This is a genomic window from Corynebacterium glucuronolyticum DSM 44120, from assembly GCF_030440595.1.
GTDB classification, from domain to species: Bacteria; Actinomycetota; Actinomycetes; order Mycobacteriales; family Mycobacteriaceae; genus Corynebacterium; species Corynebacterium glucuronolyticum.
The window spans coordinates 1,612,750-1,633,975 of the sequence record NZ_CP047452.1; the positions used below are offsets into that span (position 1 = coordinate 1,612,750).

Consider the following 21,226-nt stretch of genomic DNA (forward strand, 5'->3'; position numbering starts at 1 on the left):
GGCTCCTACAGTTATCGGGGGTATGTGCGTTACCGTGAACAACGTGACTGACCAACAGCTATCTTCACAGCGGCCAAGCGGAGCCGTGCACGAGCTTTCCCACGCTCGCGCCCAGGAAGCGGAGACTCCACAGGAGTTCACCGCCGCAGTAGAATCCATGCATGCAGCACAACTGCGCAAAGAAATCGTCTTGGGGACGATTCGCCCCCCGCAAAAGATCGCCAAGTTCAGTCACGCAATCGGGCTTGAGGTTGACCGCGAGTCGGAAGACGAGGAAGTAAGCGCGCTCGACTCTGAAGGTGACGCATTTGGTCGGCTTATCCTTCTCTACGACCCCCGTTCCGAAGAAGCATGGGATTCCCCCATGCGACTCGTTGCCTATATCCAGGCCGATTTAGATAGTTCCGTCGCAGGCGACCCGCTTCTGCCAGAAGTCGCATGGGAATGGTTGAAAGAGGGATTGGGGAAAACCTCCGCAACGTACACGAATCTGGGTGGGACAGTCACATCTACCGCCTCCGTCCGCTACGGGGAGATCGGTGGTCCTCCACGAGCCTACCAAGTGGAGTTGCGAGCATCCTGGACCGCAGCCGATGCCAATCTTGCCGCCCATGTCGAAGGTTTTGCGCACGTACTCGCAGCCGTCGCTGGGCTGCCACCTGTTGGCGTAACGAACATTGGCTCCTAAGGCGTACGCACGCATCATTTCCGCACGCGCCACTAAACTGCGTCAATTTTGTGGTGCTGCACGAAAATTTCGACTGATGGAGTCGGAAAGGAAACCTGCTGCGACAGTAGTCATAGCTAGAAAGAGTAGAACGTAACCAATGCTTCTCACAGCTCCACGAGACGGCAAAACTCCACTGGTTGACAATCCCTCTCAGTTAGCTGACTGTGCAGCCACACTCTCTCCAGGTGCTCCTATCGCTATCGACACCGAACGAGCCTCTGGGTACACCTACGACGATCGTGCCTACCTGATCCAACTCCGACAGGAGGGCATCGGTACGTTTCTCATTGATGCCGAAGCACTCCGCGATGATCTTCCCCCTGTCCTCGCTCCAGCAGTCAACGCATGCCCGTGGGTCTTGCACGCCGCCGTCAGCGACATCCCGTGCTTAGCTGACGTAGGAATGACCGCGCCTACGCTATTCGACACCGAGGTCGCCGGTCGCTTCCTGGGTTTTGACAAGGTCAACCTCGCTGCGATGACAAACCGAATCCTCGGTATCGACCTCAAAAAAGGCCACGCAGCTGAAAACTGGTCGAAACGACCCATTCCGCGCTCGTGGCTCATTTATGCTGCCCTCGATGTCGAACTGCTCATTGAGCTGGCCGACACTCTCACTGCACTCCTCGAACGCGAGGGAAAGCTTGCATGGGCTGAGGCCGAGTTCCAACACATCATCGACTGCCCGCCTCACCACCACGAAAAGACATGGCTCGATGTCAAAGGGATCCGTCGCATGCATGGCCCGCAGGTACAGGCCGCCCGCGCGCTGTTTAACAAGCGAGAGCTCATCGCATACCGTAAAGGGATTGCCCCCGGACGGGTACTGAGCAACAAGCTTCTCAGCCTCCTTGCCGAGAAATACCCAACAACTGCGGAAGACGTTGACACCATTCTTCATCACCGCTCCGACCCCTCGATGTGGGCCGATGTTATCCGTCGGTCTCTTGCGTTGCCGAGGGAGAAGTGGACAACGCTTCCCCATGAGGATGGGACTCCGGCAAAAAGCGCATGGAAAAGGCTCTCCCCTGAGGCGTGGGACGCTCTCCACAATGTGACCGCAGCAATCGCAGACCACGCACAAGATCTGCAGATGGACCCTATCGTCCTCGTCTCCCCCGCCCTTGTTCGAGATGCGGTTTGGCAGCGTGTCTTTGACGGAGACTCGACCCCTGTGGCAGAAATCCTCCGCGATCGTGGTGCCCGCGACTGGCAGATTGACCAGGTGGGCGAGATCATAGAAGATTTCCTGCCGTAACGGCGTCAGCTATCCGCACGACCTGGGTTCCGAGACCTGCGCACCCCGTCATGCTCCCCCTCGGTTCTTCTTCATACACACGTTATCGTTTCAGCTCTCCTCCCCGTCCCCATCCGGTCCAGTGCGACGCCGCATCCCCCGTCGTCCATCTCCTCGTCGTCCACCGCCCCGGCGCGCTTAATTCTCGCCTGACTGACACCCCGCCGCGCCACGTCCCCCTAATCATGCAGTTGTCTTCGGCTCTGTCCTGTCTCTGGCTCTGTCCAGGTGGTCGGCTACGTACTGAGGCGTGCACGTCCCCGCGTTGGAGTGCCTAACGTTTGTGTTCTTTACCCTGGCGTGCCCCCGCTGCGTCCACCTCTGTAGAGCGTTCGTCGTCCCCAACTCCGACCGTGGGTAGGTTATGAGGGCCTCTCGAGGACAACGCGCACTACTCGTTCCGGTGCCCCATGCGTAGTCTCCTCCCCAACCCCAGGTACCTACCCGTACCGCTCAGGTTCTCTTCGCCGCGCAGCCCCTACTCACCACCGCGTATCTCGCGAACTGTTCAATGGTGGAAAACTGCTGATGGAGAATGAAAAACACTGTAGGCAAAAATCCATGATTGATGCATATTTTGCATTTCGTTGCATTTTTTATTAAGGTTCAATCATGGCAGTTACGATAGGAATCGCCGGTGCAACCGGTTATGCAGGATCTGAAGTGCTACGACTTCTCCTCAGTCACCCCGCATACAATTCAGGAAACATAATAATTGGCCCGCTCATGGGGAATTCAACGGCGGGCGAAAAGGTTGGAACCCTCCTGCCCCACCTTTCTCCACTCGCAGATCGCGAAATCGAGCCTCTGACCGTCGAACTCCTTCGCCAGTGCGATGTCGCGTTCCTCGCACTCCCCCACGGTCACTCCGGTGAGATCGCGCGTCAGATGGAGGATGATTGTCTCGTCATTGACCTGTCCGCCGATTTTAGGCTCGAAGACCCGATGCAGTGGGAAAAGTTCTACGGATCGACGCACGCTGGAACATTTACCTACGGTCTACCCGAGCTGCCCGGCCAGCGGGAACAGCTCCGAAATACCACCGCCATCGCAGTACCGGGATGCTTCCCGACGGGTGCCACCCTGGCGGCAGTGCCGGCGCTAGCCAAAAACATCATCAAGCCGGAGCTCACCATTGTCAGCTTCTCCGGTGTATCCGGTGCCGGTAAGAAAGCATCCGTGGCCAACCTCGGAGCCGAGACAATGAATACTGCACGGGCATACAACGTCGGTGGCATCCATCGTCATACGCCAGAAATCGAACAAAACCTGTCTCACGTCACGGATGAACCTGTCAACGTGTCTTTTACTCCGGTTCTCGCCCCGATGACGCGCGGAATCCTCAGCACGGTTGTAGCACCGCTGGCACAGCCAGACATGACAACAGATGAGCTCAGGGACCTGTATGTCCAGTGGTACGGCAACGAGCAGTTCGTCATCGTTTTGCCTCCCAATCAGCAGCCGGCAACTCAAAACGTCCTTGGCTCTAATTACTGTCACGTGCAGGTAGCCGTCGATCGCCACGCACAGAAGGTAGTTATCACTTCCGCTATTGATAACCTTGCCAAAGGCACTGCGGGCAACGCGATTCAATCCATGAACCTCGCTCTCGGATGGCCAGAATCTGCCGGCCTCACTGCACCGGCGGCGGCTCCGTAAGCGTAAGGAACCGAATGAAATGGGCATCCCCCATTTCTGGTGATAAACAGCAATGATCACCGCCCGGAGATAGCCACCACGCAGCCACACTAGTTCTACTCTCACACACACTTTTCAGAGAAAGTCCCACGACCATGACTACACAATCAGATTCCACCCATCCCGCCTCTATCACTTCCGTTCCTGGTTTTACTGCCGCAGGCGTCTCAGCCGGTTTGAAGAAATCCGGCAAGAAGGACCTCGCGCTCATCGTGAACAACGGCCCCTCTTACATAGCAGCCGCAGTGTTCACCCGCAATAAAGTGTGCGCCGCCCCCGTCACACTCACCAAACAGAACGTATCCAACGGCACTATTCGCGCTGTCATCATCAACTCCGGCAATGCTAACGCTTGTACTGGTTCAACGGGCCTCGAAAACGCCCAGGCACAGGCGGATCTGACCGCCGACGCGTTGTCTATTTCTTCCGAAGACATCGCCGTGTGCTCGACAGGAATCATTGGTGAGCAGTTACCGATGGATACGCTGGCCGCAGGGATCCCCACAGTCGTTCACGCACTGGACGCATCCGCAGACGCTGGGATGAATGCTGCTGAGGCGATTATGACCACAGACACGGTAGCAAAGACTACTTTTGTCTCCGAACCCAATTTTGTCGTCGGTGGAATTGGCAAAGGTGTAGGGATGATGGCTCCATCACTCGCGACCATGCTCTGCATTCTGGCCACGGATGCGGAGATCACGCCGGATATGGCCCGCGAGGCATTACGGAATGGCTCGGCACAAACCTTCAACACCCTCGATATCGACGGAACTACATCCACCAACGACACCGTCATTCTGCTCGCCAATGGATCCAGCGGCTACCGCCCCACCCAGGCGGAAATCAATGCTGCCGTGCTTAAGGCCTGCGAGGATATCGCCTGCCAGTTGCAAGCCGATGCAGAGGGGGTGACAAAGAGGGTGAGCATCACTGTCACGGGAGCAGCCAACGATGCAGAAGCTCTCGTCGCTGCTCGAGTGGTGGGACGCGACAACCTATTCAAGTGCGCGATGTTCGGATCTGACCCAAATTGGGGACGAACTCTCGCTGCCGTGGGCATGGCAGATGCAGCAATGGACCCGGACAATCTGAGTGTCGTTTTCAACGGCCACGCAGTGTGCACGCACTCGACTCCAACGGCTGATGCGAAGGATGTCGACCTGTCCGGCCCGGATATCGCTGTATCCATCGATCTGGGCACTGGGAAGACAGGGACAGCAACGGTGCGAACCACCGATCTTTCCCACCAATACGTGGAAATCAACTCGGCTTACCACACCTAGAACATTCCTGCTCTCGCCCACATAACCACTCTTTGCATCCTCCTTCCTCCCCATGGAGAAACCTCTGCACAGGGGATGACATCTTGGCGCAGGCACCAGACACAACACCCGGAGAGACCACCCACTCCGTCTTGCAGATAAGACAAGGAAGGTATGCGAGAGCAGGAATGGGTGCGACTCGACAACAGACATGAACACGTAACACCAGCCAACACTCACTGAACGTGCTGAAGAGGCTGTGCCCCAGATGCGCCGAATTATTGAGCCAATACGTGCAGACATTCGGACGCTAAAGAAAATATCCTAACGAGGAAAGATACCAATGCTCGCTAATGTGAATCCCCATGTGAGAGCCCAGGTTTTGGCTGAGGCCCTCCCGTGGATGCAGCATTTCAAAGGAAAAACAATCGTCGTCAAGTACGGTGGGAACGCGATGGTCAACGAGGACCTGAAAAAGGCCTTCGCTGCGGACATGGTCTTCCTCCGAAGCATCGGTGCCCACCCTGTCGTCGTCCACGGCGGTGGACCTCAAATAAATGCGATGCTTCAAAAGCTCGGCATTGAGGGAGAGTTCCGCGGCGGGTTCCGCATCACCACTCACGACACTCTCGATGTCGTGCGGATGGTCCTCTTTGGCAAGGTTGGCAGAGAACTCGTAGGCCTCATCAACTCCTACGGTCCTTATGCAATCGGCACAACAGGAGAGGACGGCGGGCTGTTCACAGCCACCAAACGACTCGTCACCGTAGACGGAAAGCCAACCGATGTGGGACTTGTTGGGGATATCACCTCCGTGCGTACTGAGGCCATCACTGACCTCATAGACAACGGACGAATACCTGTCGTCTCCACTATCGCCCCAGATAAGGATGGGCAGGTCTACAACATCAACGCCGATTCTGCTGCCGGTGCCCTGGCGACTGCCCTCCACGCTGAACGTCTTGTCATGCTCACCGATGTACCTGGGTTGCTCGCAGACTACCCCGATGAGTCAAGTCTCATCAGCTCAATCGACACTGACGCATTGAGCAGGTTGCTGCCTTCTCTCGACGCCGGGATGATCCCCAAGATGGAGGCTTGTCTCAATGCCGTCAGCTCTGGAGTATCTGCCGCGCACGTTGTTGATGGTCGCGTTGCCCATGCTGTGCTCCTCGAGTTTTTATCCACTTCCGGTATCGGAACGATGGTCACCCCGGTAACACAGGAATCTGCAGAAATGTGATCCTAAGAACACAACAGGACGCAGCAATCCCAGCTCGGGCTTGTGCTCACGCACGCAAACGTTTGAGTCCGCACAACAATGTGACAGCACGCGGTGAGTGAGACCACGCGGGTGAGTGAGACCACGCGGTGAGTGAGACCACACAGAAGAGCGAACTAACAACGACACACATCAATAGGAACGACACAGTTCAACAGGAAGGAAACGGTGGCACGGATGACACCTAAGGAAGGACAAGGCAGCATGTCTCAGCACGACCAACCAACCCCCGGAGAGCTCACCACACGGTGGGAATCCGTCATGATGGATAACTACGGCACACCTGCCCTCGAGATTGTCTCTGGCCATGGTTCGTGGCTCGTGACAACCTCCGGAAAGGAGGTTCTGGATATGGTGTCGGGAATCGCGGTCAATGCGCTCGGCTACGCGCACCCGCACATCATCGCAGCCATAGAAAAGCAAGCTCACACGATCGGTCATACCTCCAACTTGGCAATCACAGAGCCCGCCGTACACCTCGCGGAACGCCTGGTTCAGCGTTTCCCGATAAAGGATGCGCGAGTCTTTTTCTGTAATTCCGGCGCGGAGGCAAACGAGGCGGCTTTCAAAATCGCCCGGCGCACCGGTCGGCCACGGATACTCGCAGCCAGTGGAGGCTTCCACGGCCGCACCATGGGTTCGCTCGCGCTTACGGGGCAGCCGAAAAAGCAAGCTCCCTTTACCCCGCTTCCACCTGGGGTTGAGTTCTTCCCATACGGTGACCTGGACTCGTTGTCTTCGCTTGTCGACGATTCGGTCGCTGCCATCATCCTCGAACCGATCCAGGGCGAGGTCGGTGTCATTCCTGCTCCAGATGGGTTCCTCTCCGGGGTCCGTGAGCTTTGTGATGCCCACGGTGTGCTGCTCATCATCGATGAAGTCCAAACCGGTGTCGGGCGCACGGGTGAATTCTTCGCCTTCAGCCATTCTGACATCGTCCCCGACATCGTGACAATGGCGAAAGCACTTGGCGGCGGTTTACCCATGGGAGCAGTCATTGCACACGGCACGGCGGCAACCTTGCTTGGACCTGGGGATCACGGGTCAACGTTCGGTGGGAACCCGATCGTTGCCGCTGCCGCCAATGCGGTCCTCGATGTGATCGACGACCAGCTTCTTTCTGAGATATCCCGGAAAGGGGCCCTGCTTGCACGGTTGACTCAGTCGTTACCCCACGTAGCCGAGGTTCGTGGCAGAGGGCTCATGGTGGGCCTTGTTCTCGATGCAGACATCGCAAAGGATGTTTCTGCACAGGCCTTGGAACAGGGATTATTTGTGAATGCTCCAAGTGCCACTGTGATTCGTCTGGTGCCGCCATTAACAATCAGCGACGAGGAAATTTCGAAGGCCACCGTGGTCCTTCACTCGGTATTGCAAGAAATTCCCTAAATCACGCGACAGGTGTCAGTGCCGGCTTCCTCGCATCTCCCCCTCGAAGCGGCAGCTGAGCAGAACAACTCCTGAACCGAGGAGGTTTGTGAACTTAGCTGCTTACCCGAAGCCAACGCGTTCCGGCGCTGAACACCATGAGCGGAGGCACCACGCTGCGGTCTTCCCGCTGCAGTGTGCCTGTCACCTGTGCCTATCCTATCTTCCCCCGTGGCTTCTGGACGTGCGAAGGTAGGAAACACTCGAGGCATTGCTATCTTCCGCGTCGCTGGCTCGCGTGTCCTTGTTCTCTTCATTGGGAGCGCACCACGTACGGATGGATTCGGCAATGCCGGGGGCATCGAGCCCCAATTCCTCCAGAACCTGCGAACGCGACGCATGGCGAAGGAATTTTTGGGGAACCGCAATGATCCGTACTGGGGTATCCACCCCGCACTGATCACACACCGTATCGATCATCGAGCCGACACCACCATGGATGACGCCATCCTCTACAGTCACAACGGTATCGTACTGCTCGGCAAGCTCCGGGATAAGTGGATTTACCGGAATCGCCCACCCCGGGTCGATGACATCAACAGAAAGCCCCTCCTGCTCCAAAGCCTGAGCAGCCTCCACACACGAGTCGGCAAGGGCACCGATCGAAATAATGAGAACCCTGTGCTGCCTCTCGCTATCCTCGGCATCGTTGTCATCTGCTACGTGCAAACCGGACGTGTAGATGAACTCAATGCCACCTTCGAGGGTCTCAACAGCGTCGATGACGGGAACGAGCGCACCCTTGGGAAACCGCACGATGGTCGGCCCATCTTCATACTCGATAGCTTCATTGAACTGCTTCTTCAAGCGCTCGTCATCGCGCGGGGCAGCCAGACGCATACCCGGCACAATACCGGCGATCGACATGTCCCACACACCGTTGTGAGAAGCCCCATCGGAGCCGGTAATCCCGGAGCGATCGAGGACAAAAGTCACGGGGAGTTTGAGCAGTCCTACGTCCATGAGCATCTGGTCGAATGCGCGGTTGAGGAACGTTGAATACAGCGCGACCACCGGGTGTAGCCCGCCGAGCGCCAAGCCGGCAGCTGATGTCGTAGCGTGCTGCTCAGCAATCCCAACGTCGAAAAGCCGCTGGGGAAACTTTTCCCCGAACTTTGCTAAACCTGTTGGTCCGGCCATAGCGGCCGTGATAGCAACTATGTCATCGCGCCGGGCACCCGCCTTGAGTAATTCCTCTGTGAAGACATCTGTCCACGAACGTTGCGACTCGGCAAGCGGCACGCCTGTCTCCGGGTTAATTGCGCCGGTGGAGTGCATCAAATCGGACGTTTTGTTCTCTGCAGGTGCGTAGCCACGCCCTTTCTCCGTCACGCAGTGGATAATGATCGGACCGGTATATTCCTTGGCATATTTGAAGGCGTGCTCAAGAGCCTGGATGTTGTGTCCATCCACAGGTCCGACGTACTTCATATTCAATTCAGGGAACATTTCCGTGGGAATGACGTGGTATTTAACGCCCTCCTTGAGGGCGTGCATGACCTCAAAAGTTCGCTTGCCGACCCAGCCCATGGACTTCAGAGTGGTCTTGCCTTGCTCCATTACTTTGTCGTAGAAGGGCTGAGTCCGCAGATCAGCGAGACTATTCGCAAAGCCACCAATCGTGGGTGAGTAGCTGCGACCATTGTCGTTGACGACGATGACGATGTTGCGGGTCTTGTCCTCAGCGATGTTATTGAGTGCCTCCCAGCACATGCCTCCGGTCAGTGCGCCATCGCCGACAACCGCCACAACTTTACGGTCGATCTGATCCGTGAGCGCGAACGCCTTGGCCAAACCGTCGGCATAGCTCAAGGCAGCAGAAGCGTGGGAGGATTCTGTCCAGTCGTGTTCTGACTCTCCCCGATCTGTATAGCCAGAGAGCCCACCCTTCTGCCGTAACGTATCGAACTTGTCTGCGCGACCGGTAAGGATCTTATGCACGTAAGACTGGTGAGACGTATCGAAGATAAGAGGATCCTTCGGAGACTCGAAAACCCTGTGCAAGGCGATGGTCAGTTCTACTACGCCAAGATTAGGGCCCAAGTGTCCTCCGGTAGCGGAGACCTTCTCAACCAGGAAGTCGCGAATCTCGCTTGCCAGATCTTCGAGTCTTTCTAGGGGAAGAGCTCGAACGTCGCTGGGGGAAACGATCCTTTGAAGAAGGCTCATGAGTTTTTCGATGCCTCACTTTTCACAAGTTATACGGATATGTACGACCTCGCGGTGTTTTGGGGCAGAGGATGCTCGTGTACTGCCCTAATAACCGTAGGAAGCGGAGGCGCTAGGTTCCGAGTTGTGCTCAAACGCGCGCACCGCTTATTACTCCAGAGTGTACCTGTGCCCGAAACTGGACACCGGCAAAGGTAAATTATTGGGAAACCGGGGGTAAACCTTTGACTAAATGAGACTTCTGTTCACCCCCACTGTGGTGCTACTGCGCTGCGGAAAGCGATACGACTGTTTCGAAGTGGTAGCTGCCAGGAAAAGCGTTCACTAGGAAAATACGGTCAATGTGAAATCCGTTATCTACCCATGTACGCAGATCGCGAGCGCACGTTGCCGGATCACAGCCGAAGTGTACCACCCGCTGTGGGCGACGCATTGCAATGTCCGCAATTGTCATTGTTCCTGCTCCTGTTCGTGGTGGATCGAGAATGACGAGAGCAGGCTGGGGCAATGAGGGAATCGTCTTCGCTACGTCTCCCCTTGCAAATGCAACTTGGTCAGAGCCCTGCCAATCCCGCACATTGGTGGTATCCACACTGATCACATCAGCTACGGGATCTGCGAGGGCGGCAACAACTGCCGGTGCAAGGGCGCCGACCCCGCCATAGAGATCCCACCCAACGAGCGGTTGATCGGTTCCCCCGGCGAAGTGATCGTCTTTCGTTGCCTCCTGAATGAGAGAGCTGAAGATCGCGGGTACATCTTTATGAGCTTGCCAAAACCCCGTCACCGGGAAGGCAAAAGGTGTATCTTCTACCTTCTCATTGACAAGCTTGCTACCCGCCACAAGACGACCGCGGTTGCTCACCCGTTTGCCGCGCGGAGCACGGACAGTCTCTACGACGTGCACCTCACCGGTGCTGTCTACCGCACACACGACTTCAGCGCCCGGGGTGAAGGTGTGCTCTTCCACGACATCGTAAATACGCGGATCAATAGCACTACAACGGGTGCACACAATGTCGTTGGAGTGCCGCTTACGCACACCTGCTCGGCCTTGTCTGTTCACGCCGAAGCGAGCACGTGTGCGGTACCCCGGGCGAGTGTCAATGTCGACGATCTCTGGGGCTGGGAGTTCTCCATCGAACCGTCCAATCCTATGGAGCTGATCAATCAGGATTGTCTCTTTCAGCTCTGCTTCCTTCTCCGGACGCACGTCATGGAAATCGCAACATCCTGCGCCATCGGCAGCGGCAGGGCACCGCGACGGACCACGATACGATCCAGCCTCGTCGACGGTGTCGACAACTGCGCGCAAGAATCGCTTTTTCTTTTGGGTAATTGTGGCGGTGACGAGATCCCCTGGGAGGGCTCCTTCTAGGAACACTACCTGGTCGTTTACTGTGCCGATAGATTCACCGCCGTGAGCAGGCCGATCAGCGCGTAGCCTCATGCTCATCCCCACATTCACCTCAGCAGGCTGCGCACCCGTTGGATCAATGTCACTCATGATCAGGTCCTACTTTCTCTTCCGTCGGGCTAGTTTTTTCGTTTGTGGATGCTATTCCGTCTCCGACGAGACCACCGGTCTTGTCCCCTACCCCATGTGCAGTAGCTTCTTCGATGATGCCATCAGCCTTTCGAATTGCCCAGATAGTAATGAGCAGAACCACAGCAGTCAACGGCCACCCCATGAGGATCTTGACAACCCCAAGTGCCGTTGTAGAAGCAGCGTTGTACAGGTGATTTTGAATGATGAACCTGGCGATAAACACAAGCACCCAAGCCACGGTGGCACCGTCGTAGTAACGGCGTGCACGGGGATATCTGCGCCAACCAAAGCCATCACCTTTAAGGCCCTTCCAGACCACTCCGACTGCGGGCCAGCGGATGACAATTGAAATGAGGAAGATGACTGCGTAGAGCAGCGACATCCAGATTCCGTACAGGAAAAACCCCTTCGCGTCGCCCATAAACCAAGCAATTGCCGCACACAAAATGACGCCGATGAATCCGGACACTGCCGGCTGGAGTGTCTCCTTGCGAATGAGTCTCCAAATAAAAACGAGAGCAGCAACCCCAAGTGCGGTAAAAATAGCTGCTTTAAGACCCAAAAAGGAATTAGCGGGCACGTAAACCACGATGGGGAGCGTGGTTGCCACTAGGCCGGAGAGACCTCCCATTTGGTCAAGAAGGCTCGGCGCTTCTTCTTCTGCCTCTGTAGGCAAAAGAGCCTCGTCCTCAACTGTTCCGACACGAGGCTCTACGGTGTGGGATCCCCCCTCATTTCCATTATTTTCGGATAAACCGTCACTAGCCGCGTGCGTCTCCCGCAGTGATTGGTGTCCATCTTTTCCCTCTGATGCGGAGGAATAATTGTCTTGTGTCACGTTTTATCCTTGGTTCTTGGTTAGTTGGGCGATGGTGTCACATTACAGTTCCAGATCCACACTCACACAACCGCGCAGCACGCACGGCCCCCGCTGAGGTTCCCAAGCAAACAAGAGGAAACCGAGGTTACCGGAAAGTGATGGCATGTAGCCAGTGGATTCCTCGAAACGTAAAGCCCGACAACGAGAAAATGAGCGATGCCCCTTTCCAGGGACATCCCAACGGCATAGTGGAGGAACAGCACAGTGGAGGAACAAAACTCTGGCCCACATTGCTGCATTTCCCTCGGTGCTCGAAGCGCTGACGGGCACCGAAAGGAACCTTAGAATGAGCGATTTTGTGGTGCGATCTGCTGAATGGCGGAGCCATTAACACTATCAGAACGCCAATCAAACATTCGCTCACGAGCCTCGGCTGCGCTGCGGGAGGTGTCGCGTCCACGCGTGCTTTCCACGTAAGCACCTGAATTCTCTGCCTCAGATAGGGGAGCATCGTCCCCTTCGCCAAAAGCTAGACCTTCCGTGCGGCTGTCATGTGCCGATTGGTCAAAACCGGCAGACGGTGTCGGGACATATGCATGAGCTCCAGACGAAGAAACGTCGTCTTCGTCCCGAACATAGTCTGTGGATGAGTCTTCAGGAGTGGGCCGGCTGCTCTGGACATCGTCCTGTACATCCAGGGGATCGGAACCTTCTTCACGCACAGTCTGAGACGCTAGTGGAGGCTCTTGTGGCTGGCGTGCGATTGAGTGCTCTCTATGCGCGCGCGCCTGCATGGCATCTTGGATTTGTTTCGCGAGCGCGTCTGGCACGGAAATCGGTAGCGGCTGCCCTGGCGGAATGGGGGCATCACCGCGGTCAACAATGGTTCGAGCAACCGTTGCCCTGGCGATCTCGGCCATTTCATCCGCGGTCTCGTTCGGTGCAGCACAGGTAAAGCGAATCATCCATCGCCCACCCTGCACGCCGATAAGGCGGAGCGTCGCCCGCTGTGTGCGTCCAACAACCTCCGGACCCCACGGACCATCCTCAACATGGGCATCGAGACCGTCTTCCGTCATGCCGTCGACAATGCTCGGGTATACCTCGCGCCACAGGTTACCTGTCTTCGCGGCGGCAAACCCGACCGGGGTAATGCGGCCATAAGGAGTAACAATGTGGAGTAGTTTCGGCCCCTGCTCCCCCATCTCCACTTGGACTTCGGAATCATGAGGAAGCGGGATCCGCAGAGAACCCAGGTCAAGCACGCTCGATGCGAAGTCGCTCACGTCGAGTTCCCGCGCACCAGGGCTTTCTGAATCGAACGGACCAAAAATGTTCATCTGTATTCCTTAATTAAATATGGTCAAACTTTTCGCGAATTCCGCAGTAGTTGGGCAGTTGCTCTACTTTGGGATCCTACCGCCCCTGTATTGTCCTCGACTGCGCTCCGGGGCTATATTCGTCGTTTCTCCGCACAAATCTGCACGCCAATACCCGCTTTTGAAAGACATGTAACACAGGACACTCCGACGACGTCACGTGGATTACGACCCTCGCCTGTCACTCTAACGCCACAACCCCAAAGGTCACCAGGATTACCACGCAGTGAATGTGCACCTACGCTAGCGCACGAATCAATTCGCCGTCGGTGTGATTCCTGGGCGAGACTGTGGGCGTTATTGAAACAAGGAAGTGACCAGAATTTGGGTTACAGCCAGCAGCTTCATGATTCTCAGCGGTATGCGTGGCGAGCACACACATACCTTTCGCTGACGTGTGCATCCGCATCCGTCTACACACAAAGAGCAGTGCTAACCCAGGAGAGCTGAGCCTCCGGTCGATCCATACCCACCGGCGCCGCGCTCGGTATCGTCCAACTCATCCACTTCAATAACAATGGGCAGCTCAATCTTCTGAATCAGAAGCTGCGCAATGCGATCACCACGCGTTATCTGGATTGCCTCGGTACGATCTGTATTTACCAGACACACCTTGATCTCACCCCGATAACCTGAATCAATAGTGCCCGGCGTATTGACGATCGATAGACCTTTCTTGGCAGCCAACCCCGATCGCGGATGGATCAAGCCAACGTAACCAGTATCGAGTGCCATCGCGATGCCGGTTGATACGAGTGCGCGCTCCCCCGGCTGAAGAACAAGAGTTTCGGCGGAATGCAGGTCAATCCCCGCATCGTCCGCGTGTGCACGCTGTGGCAGGGGGAGGTCAGGATCAAGGCGTTTGATTGCTAATTTTTCCACCGTTCCAGCCTACAATAGCAGCCGAATTAGGCCACCTTTTCAGCGCGTTTAACCACACATCGAATCCTGCCGTCTCAAGGAGTACCACACGGAGACTACCTATGGAGACCACAAAGCGGCTTACCCGCGGAGACCACTTCCAAACGTTTTCGTCCTCAGGCGAAAACAACCACATGGCACAGCAAAACGCGAGGATACTTAGGGGCTAAGGAGCCGTGGTCAGCATCGGGATGGCTTGTCACTAATGATCTGGAGACTCAGAGTTTTCAACCGATCCAGGATGGCGAAAAACCGCGCGTAGCAAATCGAATCGATGGTAATAAACACGTACTCACACTGCGACGCGCTGTTAAATACATAGCAGCTAAGTCCATTGCACCGCATTTTTGAACACACTGCAACACGCCGCGATGTAGGCATGACACTAGTAACGGGTGCGATGCCGGAGTCGAATTTTCTCATGCTGGCTCCCTCCTGCCAGAGAATGTGTCCTGTGGCACAACATGGCCGAGCCCTTATCCGCCTAAAGTTTTACGTGAAGTAAACTGATGAACCATGAGCGGAGACAAGAAGGCACAAAAACCGACTGTTCTTTATGAGGAACGTCACCATGCGCCGGTGTGGTGGTGGATTTTCGGCCTGGCAGTAGCATTCCTTATTGCTGCACAAGTTCAGCACAACCGGGCAATGATCTGGGGATACATCACTTTCGCCATTTTTGGTGGCGCTGTCATTTGGTTCCTGGCTTCCCTTTCAAGCAACGGGGTTCGAGTTGAACAGGATGCATCCGGCGAACGTTGGCTTACATCCAAGGGGGCAAACCTCCCTGCCTCCGTCGTCTCCCGAAGCCTCGCAATCCCCCAGTCAGCCAAGCAATCCGCGATGGGCCGACAGCTCGATCCGGCCGCCTTCCTTATCTACCACGGATGGGTGAAGCAGTTGGCAATGTTCGTCCTAAACGATCCAGAAGATCCCACACCATATTGGCTCGTCAGCTCAAGAGATCCAGAAAGCCTCATTCGCGCCTTCGTACCAGACCAGGCCGAGCAGGCAATGTCTATGATCGCCGAATCCGACAGAGCATAACAATTGGCAGGAGTTGATCGAACCCCGTAAGGGGTTGTGATTTCACCCACCGCAGGACCACATACCCTTCCTCCGTGCCATGTCCTTCCTCCCCCGCCCCGGAACTATCTCGTCTCACCAAACAGGTTCCTCTGTACCCGGGTGGTCTAAGATCCGTTCAACGATTCGTCGGCCCGGGTTTTGCGATAACACAAAGCCCTCGCCGGCTGGGCGAGGGCTCCACACCATCTGTAATTTAGCCGCTCAGAGGCCACATCAGCGTGACTCTCTCATGGGTGCAACCGCGACATCCTTATTTGGGGACACCACGACCCGCTCGCTGCCTACCCCAGGTTGGTGTGCACGCAGCTACCCCCTGCCCCGAAGGAAGTGAACTCTGAGCAAGCGAGTTCATCTGCTGATTCAACAGCAAAAATATCGATACGACCGTACGGGTATAGCCTAAGCGCAATCCATACAGATCAGAGTGCCGTCCGGCTCCTCGTGAGAAAGTCGCTTGCGGCTCTGAACAATGAAGCAAGAGCCACAAGTAAATTCGTCGCTACGCTTCGGAACTACCGCGACATCGATCTCCTCGCGGGTGACATCCTGGGTCGGAATGTCAAAGGTTTCCACCTCATCACCGTTGTCATCCATTTCGTCACTCTGCTTTTCCTGAGAGCGGAGACCTTCGAGGGAATCGGCATCAAGATCATCGTCTGCGAGACGACGCGGTGCATCGTAATCAGTAGCCATGTAAGTTGAATAATCCTTATCACTCAGTCCTGTCAAGTGGTGAGAAATCACTCATGTGCTCCTCACTTTCTCGGCATGTTAGAGCGCCCCTATAAAGCTTGTCACTTCCATCACCCCCGTCTCGCATAATTGCTGGCCACAGCGCTGACCGGGGGTGATTAGAGCTAACTTTCCACCTCCAAAGAATCTAAGTATTTCTTATCTTTTCCTGATGTTTTTTAAGCTGCCCTGACCACAGCTCCACGAATACCAACTTCCATCCCCAAGACTCTCGCACTCCATGCAAACGTTTCGACCAGCCTAGCCCTTGAAAACCCACTATCCACTGTGTCGAGCCCCCGTTCACTAGTCACACCGTCAACAGCAAAGCGCTTCACCGTTCCGCGCACGACGCTGCGGAGGGTAGTTTAACGAGAAAACAGCCACATGAAATAGCGCGCGAAGCACCGGGCGGCCACTTCGATCCCTCATGTTTCGCAAATTGTTCACAATGCGTACGTATGTCTGTTGTTGGATCACGTACCGTCACACGTACCGTCGCTGGGAGACACTTACGTAGGTAGACCCCTAATCTGGAATTGCGTCGAGAGCCCCTGCGCTAGCCAAGAGACGTTCGAAAGCATCACCAACTCCCGGTGCAGCGCCCCACACCGGCAGTCCTTCCCGTCCCGGCACACTGATACCTGGAGAATGCACGCTTGCACCGGCTTCCTCCGCGATGATCTGCCCAGCGGCGTAGTCCCACGGGTGAATACCGTGTTCAAAATAACAGTCCACACGACCTTCCCCGAGGGCACAAAGATCGAGGGCGGCCGAACCCATACGTCGAATATCACGCACGGTAGGCAATAGTTTGGTCAGAATTTCTGCCTGCTTCGTGCGTCGGGACGCTAGGTAGGCAAAGCCTGTTGCTAGAAGGCTCTGTTCTATCTCAGTCGCGCTGGATGCGGAAATCTGCGCAAATGCCTCATGCCCCACAGTTTCTCCAGGAGGAACCACCGCTTTCTGAGCCCCCTCGCCCCGCGCTGAGCGGTACACCTCGCCGGTAACAACATTAATCACTGCGCCTGCAACGATATCCTCATTTATCGCAGCGGCTATCGATACTGCATACTGCGGAATTCCGTAGATAAAGTTCACTGTTCCATCGATGGGATCGATAACCCAGGTGACCCCAGACTGCGAAGTAGAACGAGCCCCTTCTTCGCCGAGGAATCCATCTGCGGGCCTCAGCGCTCGAATTGAGTTTGTGATGAACTCCTCGGAGTGCTTATCAACTTCCGTAACAGGATCCACGTCGGAGCTCTTCGTGGTCGTCACGCGCTTCAAGTCACCTACCCCTGCGCGCTCCTTCCGGATTAACGCGGCAGCTTTCAACGCCACGACAACCGCAATATCGCGCAGTTCATCGGGTGCGGGGAGCTTCGCTTCCTCTGCTTGTGCTTGTCCTCCATAAACCACAGTTTGATCCTCGATCTGTCCCATCATTGTCATCTCCTCTACATCGAAGGATGCCCCTCGTCGTGCCGTGTACGCATTCCTTCGGATGGCTACGGTAAACAGCAATCCATCGCTTTCTAGCGTAGCCACAATTCCTCGATACCCCCTTTTCTCCGCATCGGCAACGCTCAAGGACATCGTCCCTTTCTCGAAGTACTTTTCCGCCCCGCCCCAGGTAGTTTCCCTCGTTGTTTGACTGTGATTGCCCCTGCCTGGCAGCTAGTGAGGTGGCCGACTAACGTTGAGGAAATTGTTTGGCGACCAATTTTTCCGTTCTCCCGTATTGATTATTGAAGGTCATCAACTTTCCACAGCTACACACGCCAGAATCAACGGCCACCTCAGACCGGAAATTCTCACACTGTTACGGAGCGGAGGGGATTGACTCTCACCTCCCCTCTGTGCAGGCACACCGCAGAGGTTAGGATGAATGCATGACGCGAATCGGTTTTGGCATCGACGTTGGTGGCTCCGGAATCAAGGGGGCTGTGGTCGACTTAGACAAAGGAGACTTCGTCGGCGAGCGAATCAAAATCCTCACTCCACAGCCGGCGACCCCGGCTGCAGTTGCTGACACGGTCAAAGAGATCGTCACGCAGGCTAAGTGGGACGGCCCGGTCGGAATCACTATTCCCTCAGCAGTTAAGAATCAAACCGCCCTCATGGCTGCAAACATTGATAAGTCGTGGGTAAACACGGACGCCCATGCCTTATTCAGTCAAGCTCTCGGCACGGAGGACATCTATGTCCTCAATGATGCCGATGCCGCCGGCCTTGCGGAAGTAACGTATGGCGTCCCAGAGGCCAGTCACGGCCCTGTCATCCTCGTCACCCTCGGCACCGGAATTGGGACCGCTTTGCTCATCGACGGTACGTTGTACCCGAATACGGAGCTGGGACATCTGACTGTTGACGGGCACGAGGCAGAGAAGTACGCCTCGAGTGCCGTCCGGGAGAAAAAAGATCTCTCGTATAAGAAGTGGGCTAAACGAGTTTCCAAAGTCCTGAACGAATACGAACATCTCTTCTGGCCCTCTTTGTTCATCGTTGGAGGAGGTATCTCTAGGAAAGCAGATAAGTGGGTCCCCTACCTCACGTGCGAAACTCCCGTTGTCCCGGCGAAGTTGCGAAACAAAGCCGGCATTATTGGTGCAGCTCTCGCGGCTGAGAGGAAGCTGCGTCCGTAAAAACACGATGGGTGTGGAGCAGCGAAAGTCAATGCCACACCCATCAACTTCCTCAACCATTCACGGCTATATACACACTTCCCCCTAAAGAGAACAGACTATTGTGAGAAACTTCACACAGGTTAGGGGGAGGAAAAATCACAATCTCGGAAAAGTTGACCTATACTGGGTGGTCGATCGTCGACGGTAGGGTCAGTTCTTGCCTTGCAAGCACCCGAACTACTATGTAGGCCGTAGACAGTCACTAGTATTTCCGCGAGAAATCTCCGGCGCAATTGGTGACGGACTCAATGTTGTAGTTGAAGCGAAAGGGCGTACGTGACAGCCACTGAATCTTCGGATAAAACCCAGAATGAGTCTCAGGAGGGAACCTCTGTGACTACATCCACTCCTGCGAAGAAGACGGCTAAAAAGGCTGCGCGCACCGCGAAGAAGACCGCTAAAAAAGCGGCTCCGCGGAAAGCCACCCGCACTGCACGCACAGCGAAGGCAACCAGCTCTCAAGCAGGCGCCTCCACGACTGCTGCCGCAAGCACCGACGCAGCCACTGACACACAGAAGGCTCCTGCGAAGAAAACTGCTAAGAAGACGGCCCGCAAGGCCACTCCCCGCAAGGCTACACAGTCTGTATCCACACCTACAGATAATGAGGCAGTAGACGCAGCGACTGCTGGCGAGGGCGCGGATTCGGCATCCGCTGCTGCTAAGAAGACAACGAAGAAGGCGGCAAAGAAGACCGCTAAGAAGACAGCGAAGAAAACCGCGAAGAAAACAACCCGCGCCGCTGCTCGCAAGGCAGCTTCCACGTCTGCCCCAACGGAGGAGACCAACGCTCCCGCCAATAGTGAGGGCACCGAGGACGAGGAAGCCACCCCGGCGACCAAGAAAACGACGAAAAAGACGGCTAAAAAGTCTACGAAGAAGACCACTAAAAAGTCAGCAAAGAAATCTGCAAAGAAGACGGCGAAGAAAACAACTCGTCGCTCGTCTAAGAAGACAGAAGAGGACGAGGACACCAAGGCCGCCGAGGACACTGAGAACGAGGAGCTCGACGAGGACACTGATGACGAGGCCCATCCGCTCGATACAGGGGCCGACGCTGATGTGGATGACGAAGACGAAGAAGAGCACTCTGTTTGGGATGAGGAAGAATCAGCTGCTCTCCGCCAGGCACGTAAAGATGCTGAGCTAACAGCGTCGGCCGACTCAGTCCGTGCGTACCTGAAGCAGATCGGCAAGGTAGCACTGCTCAACGCGGAGCAAGAGGTATCCCTTGCCAAGCGAATTGAGGCTGGACTCTACGCCACTCATCTTCTCAACCAATTCAAAGATCCAGAGTGGTTGGAGAGCCACGAGAAGCCGGCGAATTCCCAGAAGAAGGATCTTCGCACGGTCGCTCGCGATGGACGTAAAGCAAAGAACCACCTGCTTGAGGCAAACCTCCGACTGGTAGTGTCCCTCGCAAAGCGATACACCGGTCGCGGAATGGCCTTCCTCGACCTTATCCAGGAGGGTAACCTCGGCCTCATTCGTGCCGTCGAAAAGTTCGATTACACAAAGGGCTACAAATTCTCCACCTACGCGACGTGGTGGATTCGCCAGGCCATTACCCGCGCCATGGCAGACCAGGCGCGGACGATTCGTATCCCCGTGCACATGGTCGAAGTGATCAACAAGCTCGGACGTATCCAACGTGAGCTGCTGCAGGATTTGGGCCGCGAGCCCACCCCGCAGGAGCTGGCCAAGGAAATGGATATTACTGAGGAGAAGGTCCTCGAGATCCAGCAGTACGCTCGCGAGCCGATTTCCCTCGACCAGACTATCGGTGACGAAGGCGATAGCCAGCTGGGTGACTTCATTGAGGATTCCGAGGCCGTCGTCGCGGTGGACGCTGTGTCCTTCACACTGCTCCAGGATCAGCTCCAGGATGTCCTTAAGACTCTTTCGGAACGAGAAGCAGGCGTGGTCAAGCTGCGCTTCGGTTTGACCGACGGAATGCCGCGTACGCTCGACGAGATCGGTCAGGTGTATGGGGTTACCCGCGAACGCATACGCCAGATCGAATCCAAGACGATGTCCAAGCTACGTCACCCATCGCGGTCGCAGGTTCTCCGGGATTACCTCGAGTAACTTGAGATAACCACAGCACAGGGGCGGAAACCACAAGGAGGTTTCCGCCCCTTTTGCCGTGTTCTTTCTGCACTTGCTGTCACGGAGCC

General features: G+C 55.8%; 16 protein-coding genes. 9 read left to right on the plus strand and 7 right to left on the minus strand.

Annotated elements, in window-relative coordinates:
* The first annotated feature begins 22 nt into the window (after nt 1-22).
* The 6 genes from CGLUCO_RS07175 (at nt 23) to CGLUCO_RS07200 (ending at nt 7,661) form a co-directional block, all read left to right on the plus strand.
* Nucleotides 23-688, plus strand: coding sequence for a DUF3000 domain-containing protein (locus tag CGLUCO_RS07175; RefSeq protein WP_005389849.1), 666 nt, complete (start codon nt 23-25; stop codon nt 686-688).
* A gap of 139 nt (nt 689-827) precedes the next feature.
* Complete coding sequence (locus CGLUCO_RS07180; protein WP_005389847.1) at nt 828-1,988, plus strand: HRDC domain-containing protein; 1,161 nt, start codon at nt 828-830, stop codon at nt 1,986-1,988.
* Nucleotides 1,989-2,639: 651 nt separating this feature from the next.
* Nucleotides 2,640-3,686 (plus strand): N-acetyl-gamma-glutamyl-phosphate reductase, encoded by a 1,047-nt coding sequence (argC, locus tag CGLUCO_RS07185; RefSeq protein ID WP_005389846.1) that lies wholly within the window; start codon nt 2,640-2,642, stop codon nt 3,684-3,686.
* 134 nt (nt 3,687-3,820) lie between these two features.
* Entirely contained in the window at nt 3,821-5,011 is a 1,191-nt protein-coding gene (argJ, locus tag CGLUCO_RS07190) for a bifunctional glutamate N-acetyltransferase/amino-acid acetyltransferase ArgJ (RefSeq protein ID WP_070739523.1), read from the plus strand.
* Nucleotides 5,012-5,333: 322 nt separating this feature from the next.
* Entirely contained in the window at nt 5,334-6,233 is a 900-nt protein-coding gene (gene argB, locus CGLUCO_RS07195) for an acetylglutamate kinase (protein WP_005389842.1), read from the plus strand.
* A gap of 243 nt (nt 6,234-6,476) precedes the next feature.
* Nucleotides 6,477-7,661 (plus strand): acetylornithine transaminase, encoded by a 1,185-nt coding sequence (locus tag CGLUCO_RS07200; RefSeq protein ID WP_198481410.1) that lies wholly within the window; start codon nt 6,477-6,479, stop codon nt 7,659-7,661.
* A gap of 198 nt (nt 7,662-7,859) precedes the next feature.
* Here CGLUCO_RS07200 and dxs read toward each other — a convergent pair whose 3' ends face one another.
* The 5 genes from dxs to dut form a co-directional block, all read right to left on the minus strand.
* The gene (dxs, locus tag CGLUCO_RS07205; RefSeq protein WP_084036299.1) at nt 7,860-9,869 is read right to left on the minus strand and encodes a 1-deoxy-D-xylulose-5-phosphate synthase; all 2,010 of its coding nucleotides are present in this window, start codon (nt 9,867-9,869) and stop codon (nt 7,860-7,862) included.
* 262 nt (nt 9,870-10,131) lie between these two features.
* The gene (locus CGLUCO_RS07210; RefSeq protein ID WP_084036298.1) at nt 10,132-11,376 is read right to left on the minus strand and encodes a class I SAM-dependent RNA methyltransferase; all 1,245 of its coding nucleotides are present in this window, start codon (nt 11,374-11,376) and stop codon (nt 10,132-10,134) included.
* Complete coding sequence (locus CGLUCO_RS07215) at nt 11,369-12,049, minus strand: DUF3159 domain-containing protein (protein ID WP_005389837.1); 681 nt, start codon at nt 12,047-12,049, stop codon at nt 11,369-11,371. Before CGLUCO_RS07215 ends, CGLUCO_RS07210 begins: the two co-directional genes overlap by 8 nt.
* A gap of 530 nt (nt 12,050-12,579) precedes the next feature.
* Nucleotides 12,580-13,578, minus strand: coding sequence for a DUF3710 domain-containing protein (locus tag CGLUCO_RS07220; RefSeq protein ID WP_005389835.1), 999 nt, complete (start codon nt 13,576-13,578; stop codon nt 12,580-12,582).
* A 471-nt stretch (nt 13,579-14,049) separates the two neighbouring features.
* Nucleotides 14,050-14,499 (minus strand): dUTP diphosphatase, encoded by a 450-nt coding sequence (dut, locus tag CGLUCO_RS07225; RefSeq protein ID WP_005389833.1) that lies wholly within the window; start codon nt 14,497-14,499, stop codon nt 14,050-14,052.
* Nucleotides 14,500-15,054: 555 nt separating this feature from the next.
* Here dut and CGLUCO_RS07230 point away from each other — a divergent pair.
* Nucleotides 15,055-15,585: a DUF3093 domain-containing protein gene (locus tag CGLUCO_RS07230; protein WP_005389831.1), complete on the plus strand. Its 531-nt coding sequence runs from the start codon at nt 15,055-15,057 to the stop codon at nt 15,583-15,585.
* A gap of 441 nt (nt 15,586-16,026) precedes the next feature.
* Here the strand turns inward: CGLUCO_RS07230 and CGLUCO_RS07235 are convergent, their stop codons facing one another.
* Both CGLUCO_RS07235 and CGLUCO_RS07240 read right to left on the minus strand, forming a co-directional pair.
* Entirely contained in the window at nt 16,027-16,320 is a 294-nt protein-coding gene (locus CGLUCO_RS07235) for a DUF4193 family protein (RefSeq protein ID WP_005389829.1), read from the minus strand.
* A gap of 567 nt (nt 16,321-16,887) precedes the next feature.
* Entirely contained in the window at nt 16,888-17,958 is a 1,071-nt protein-coding gene (locus CGLUCO_RS07240) for an inositol monophosphatase family protein (protein ID WP_005389827.1), read from the minus strand.
* A gap of 296 nt (nt 17,959-18,254) precedes the next feature.
* On the opposite strand from CGLUCO_RS07240, the gene ppgK reads away from it, so the two are divergent.
* Both ppgK and CGLUCO_RS07250 read left to right on the plus strand, forming a co-directional pair.
* Nucleotides 18,255-19,007, plus strand: coding sequence for a polyphosphate--glucose phosphotransferase (ppgK, locus tag CGLUCO_RS07245; RefSeq protein WP_005389825.1), 753 nt, complete (start codon nt 18,255-18,257; stop codon nt 19,005-19,007).
* A gap of 318 nt (nt 19,008-19,325) precedes the next feature.
* Entirely contained in the window at nt 19,326-21,137 is a 1,812-nt protein-coding gene (locus CGLUCO_RS07250) for an RNA polymerase sigma factor (RefSeq protein ID WP_070739506.1), read from the plus strand.
* Nucleotides 21,138-21,226 lie beyond the last annotated feature (89 nt).

What these genes read in the sequence shown, in the direction of transcription:
- CGLUCO_RS07175 (WP_005389849.1), top strand. Translation starts at nt 23, where the DNA reads ATGTGCGTTACCGTGAACAACGTGACTGACCAACAGCTATCTTCACAG.
- CGLUCO_RS07180 (WP_005389847.1), top strand. Translation starts at nt 828, where the DNA reads ATGCTTCTCACAGCTCCACGAGACGGCAAAACTCCACTGGTTGACAAT.
- argC (WP_005389846.1), top strand. Translation starts at nt 2,640, where the DNA reads ATGGCAGTTACGATAGGAATCGCCGGTGCAACCGGTTATGCAGGATCT.
- argJ (WP_070739523.1), top strand. Translation starts at nt 3,821, where the DNA reads ATGACTACACAATCAGATTCCACCCATCCCGCCTCTATCACTTCCGTT.
- argB (WP_005389842.1), top strand. Translation starts at nt 5,334, where the DNA reads ATGCTCGCTAATGTGAATCCCCATGTGAGAGCCCAGGTTTTGGCTGAG.
- CGLUCO_RS07200 (WP_198481410.1), top strand. Translation starts at nt 6,477, where the DNA reads ATGTCTCAGCACGACCAACCAACCCCCGGAGAGCTCACCACACGGTGG.
- dxs (WP_084036299.1), bottom strand. Translation starts at nt 9,869, where the DNA reads ATGAGCCTTCTTCAAAGGATCGTTTCCCCCAGCGACGTTCGAGCTCTT.
- CGLUCO_RS07210 (WP_084036298.1), bottom strand. Translation starts at nt 11,376, where the DNA reads ATGAGTGACATTGATCCAACGGGTGCGCAGCCTGCTGAGGTGAATGTG.
- CGLUCO_RS07215 (WP_005389837.1), bottom strand. Translation starts at nt 12,049, where the DNA reads ATGGGAGGTCTCTCCGGCCTAGTGGCAACCACGCTCCCCATCGTGGTT.
- CGLUCO_RS07220 (WP_005389835.1), bottom strand. Translation starts at nt 13,578, where the DNA reads ATGAACATTTTTGGTCCGTTCGATTCAGAAAGCCCTGGTGCGCGGGAA.
- CGLUCO_RS07230 (WP_005389831.1), top strand. Translation starts at nt 15,055, where the DNA reads ATGAGCGGAGACAAGAAGGCACAAAAACCGACTGTTCTTTATGAGGAA.
- CGLUCO_RS07235 (WP_005389829.1), bottom strand. Translation starts at nt 16,320, where the DNA reads ATGGCTACTGATTACGATGCACCGCGTCGTCTCGCAGACGATGATCTT.
- CGLUCO_RS07240 (WP_005389827.1), bottom strand. Translation starts at nt 17,958, where the DNA reads ATGTCCTTGAGCGTTGCCGATGCGGAGAAAAGGGGGTATCGAGGAATT.
- ppgK (WP_005389825.1), top strand. Translation starts at nt 18,255, where the DNA reads ATGACGCGAATCGGTTTTGGCATCGACGTTGGTGGCTCCGGAATCAAG.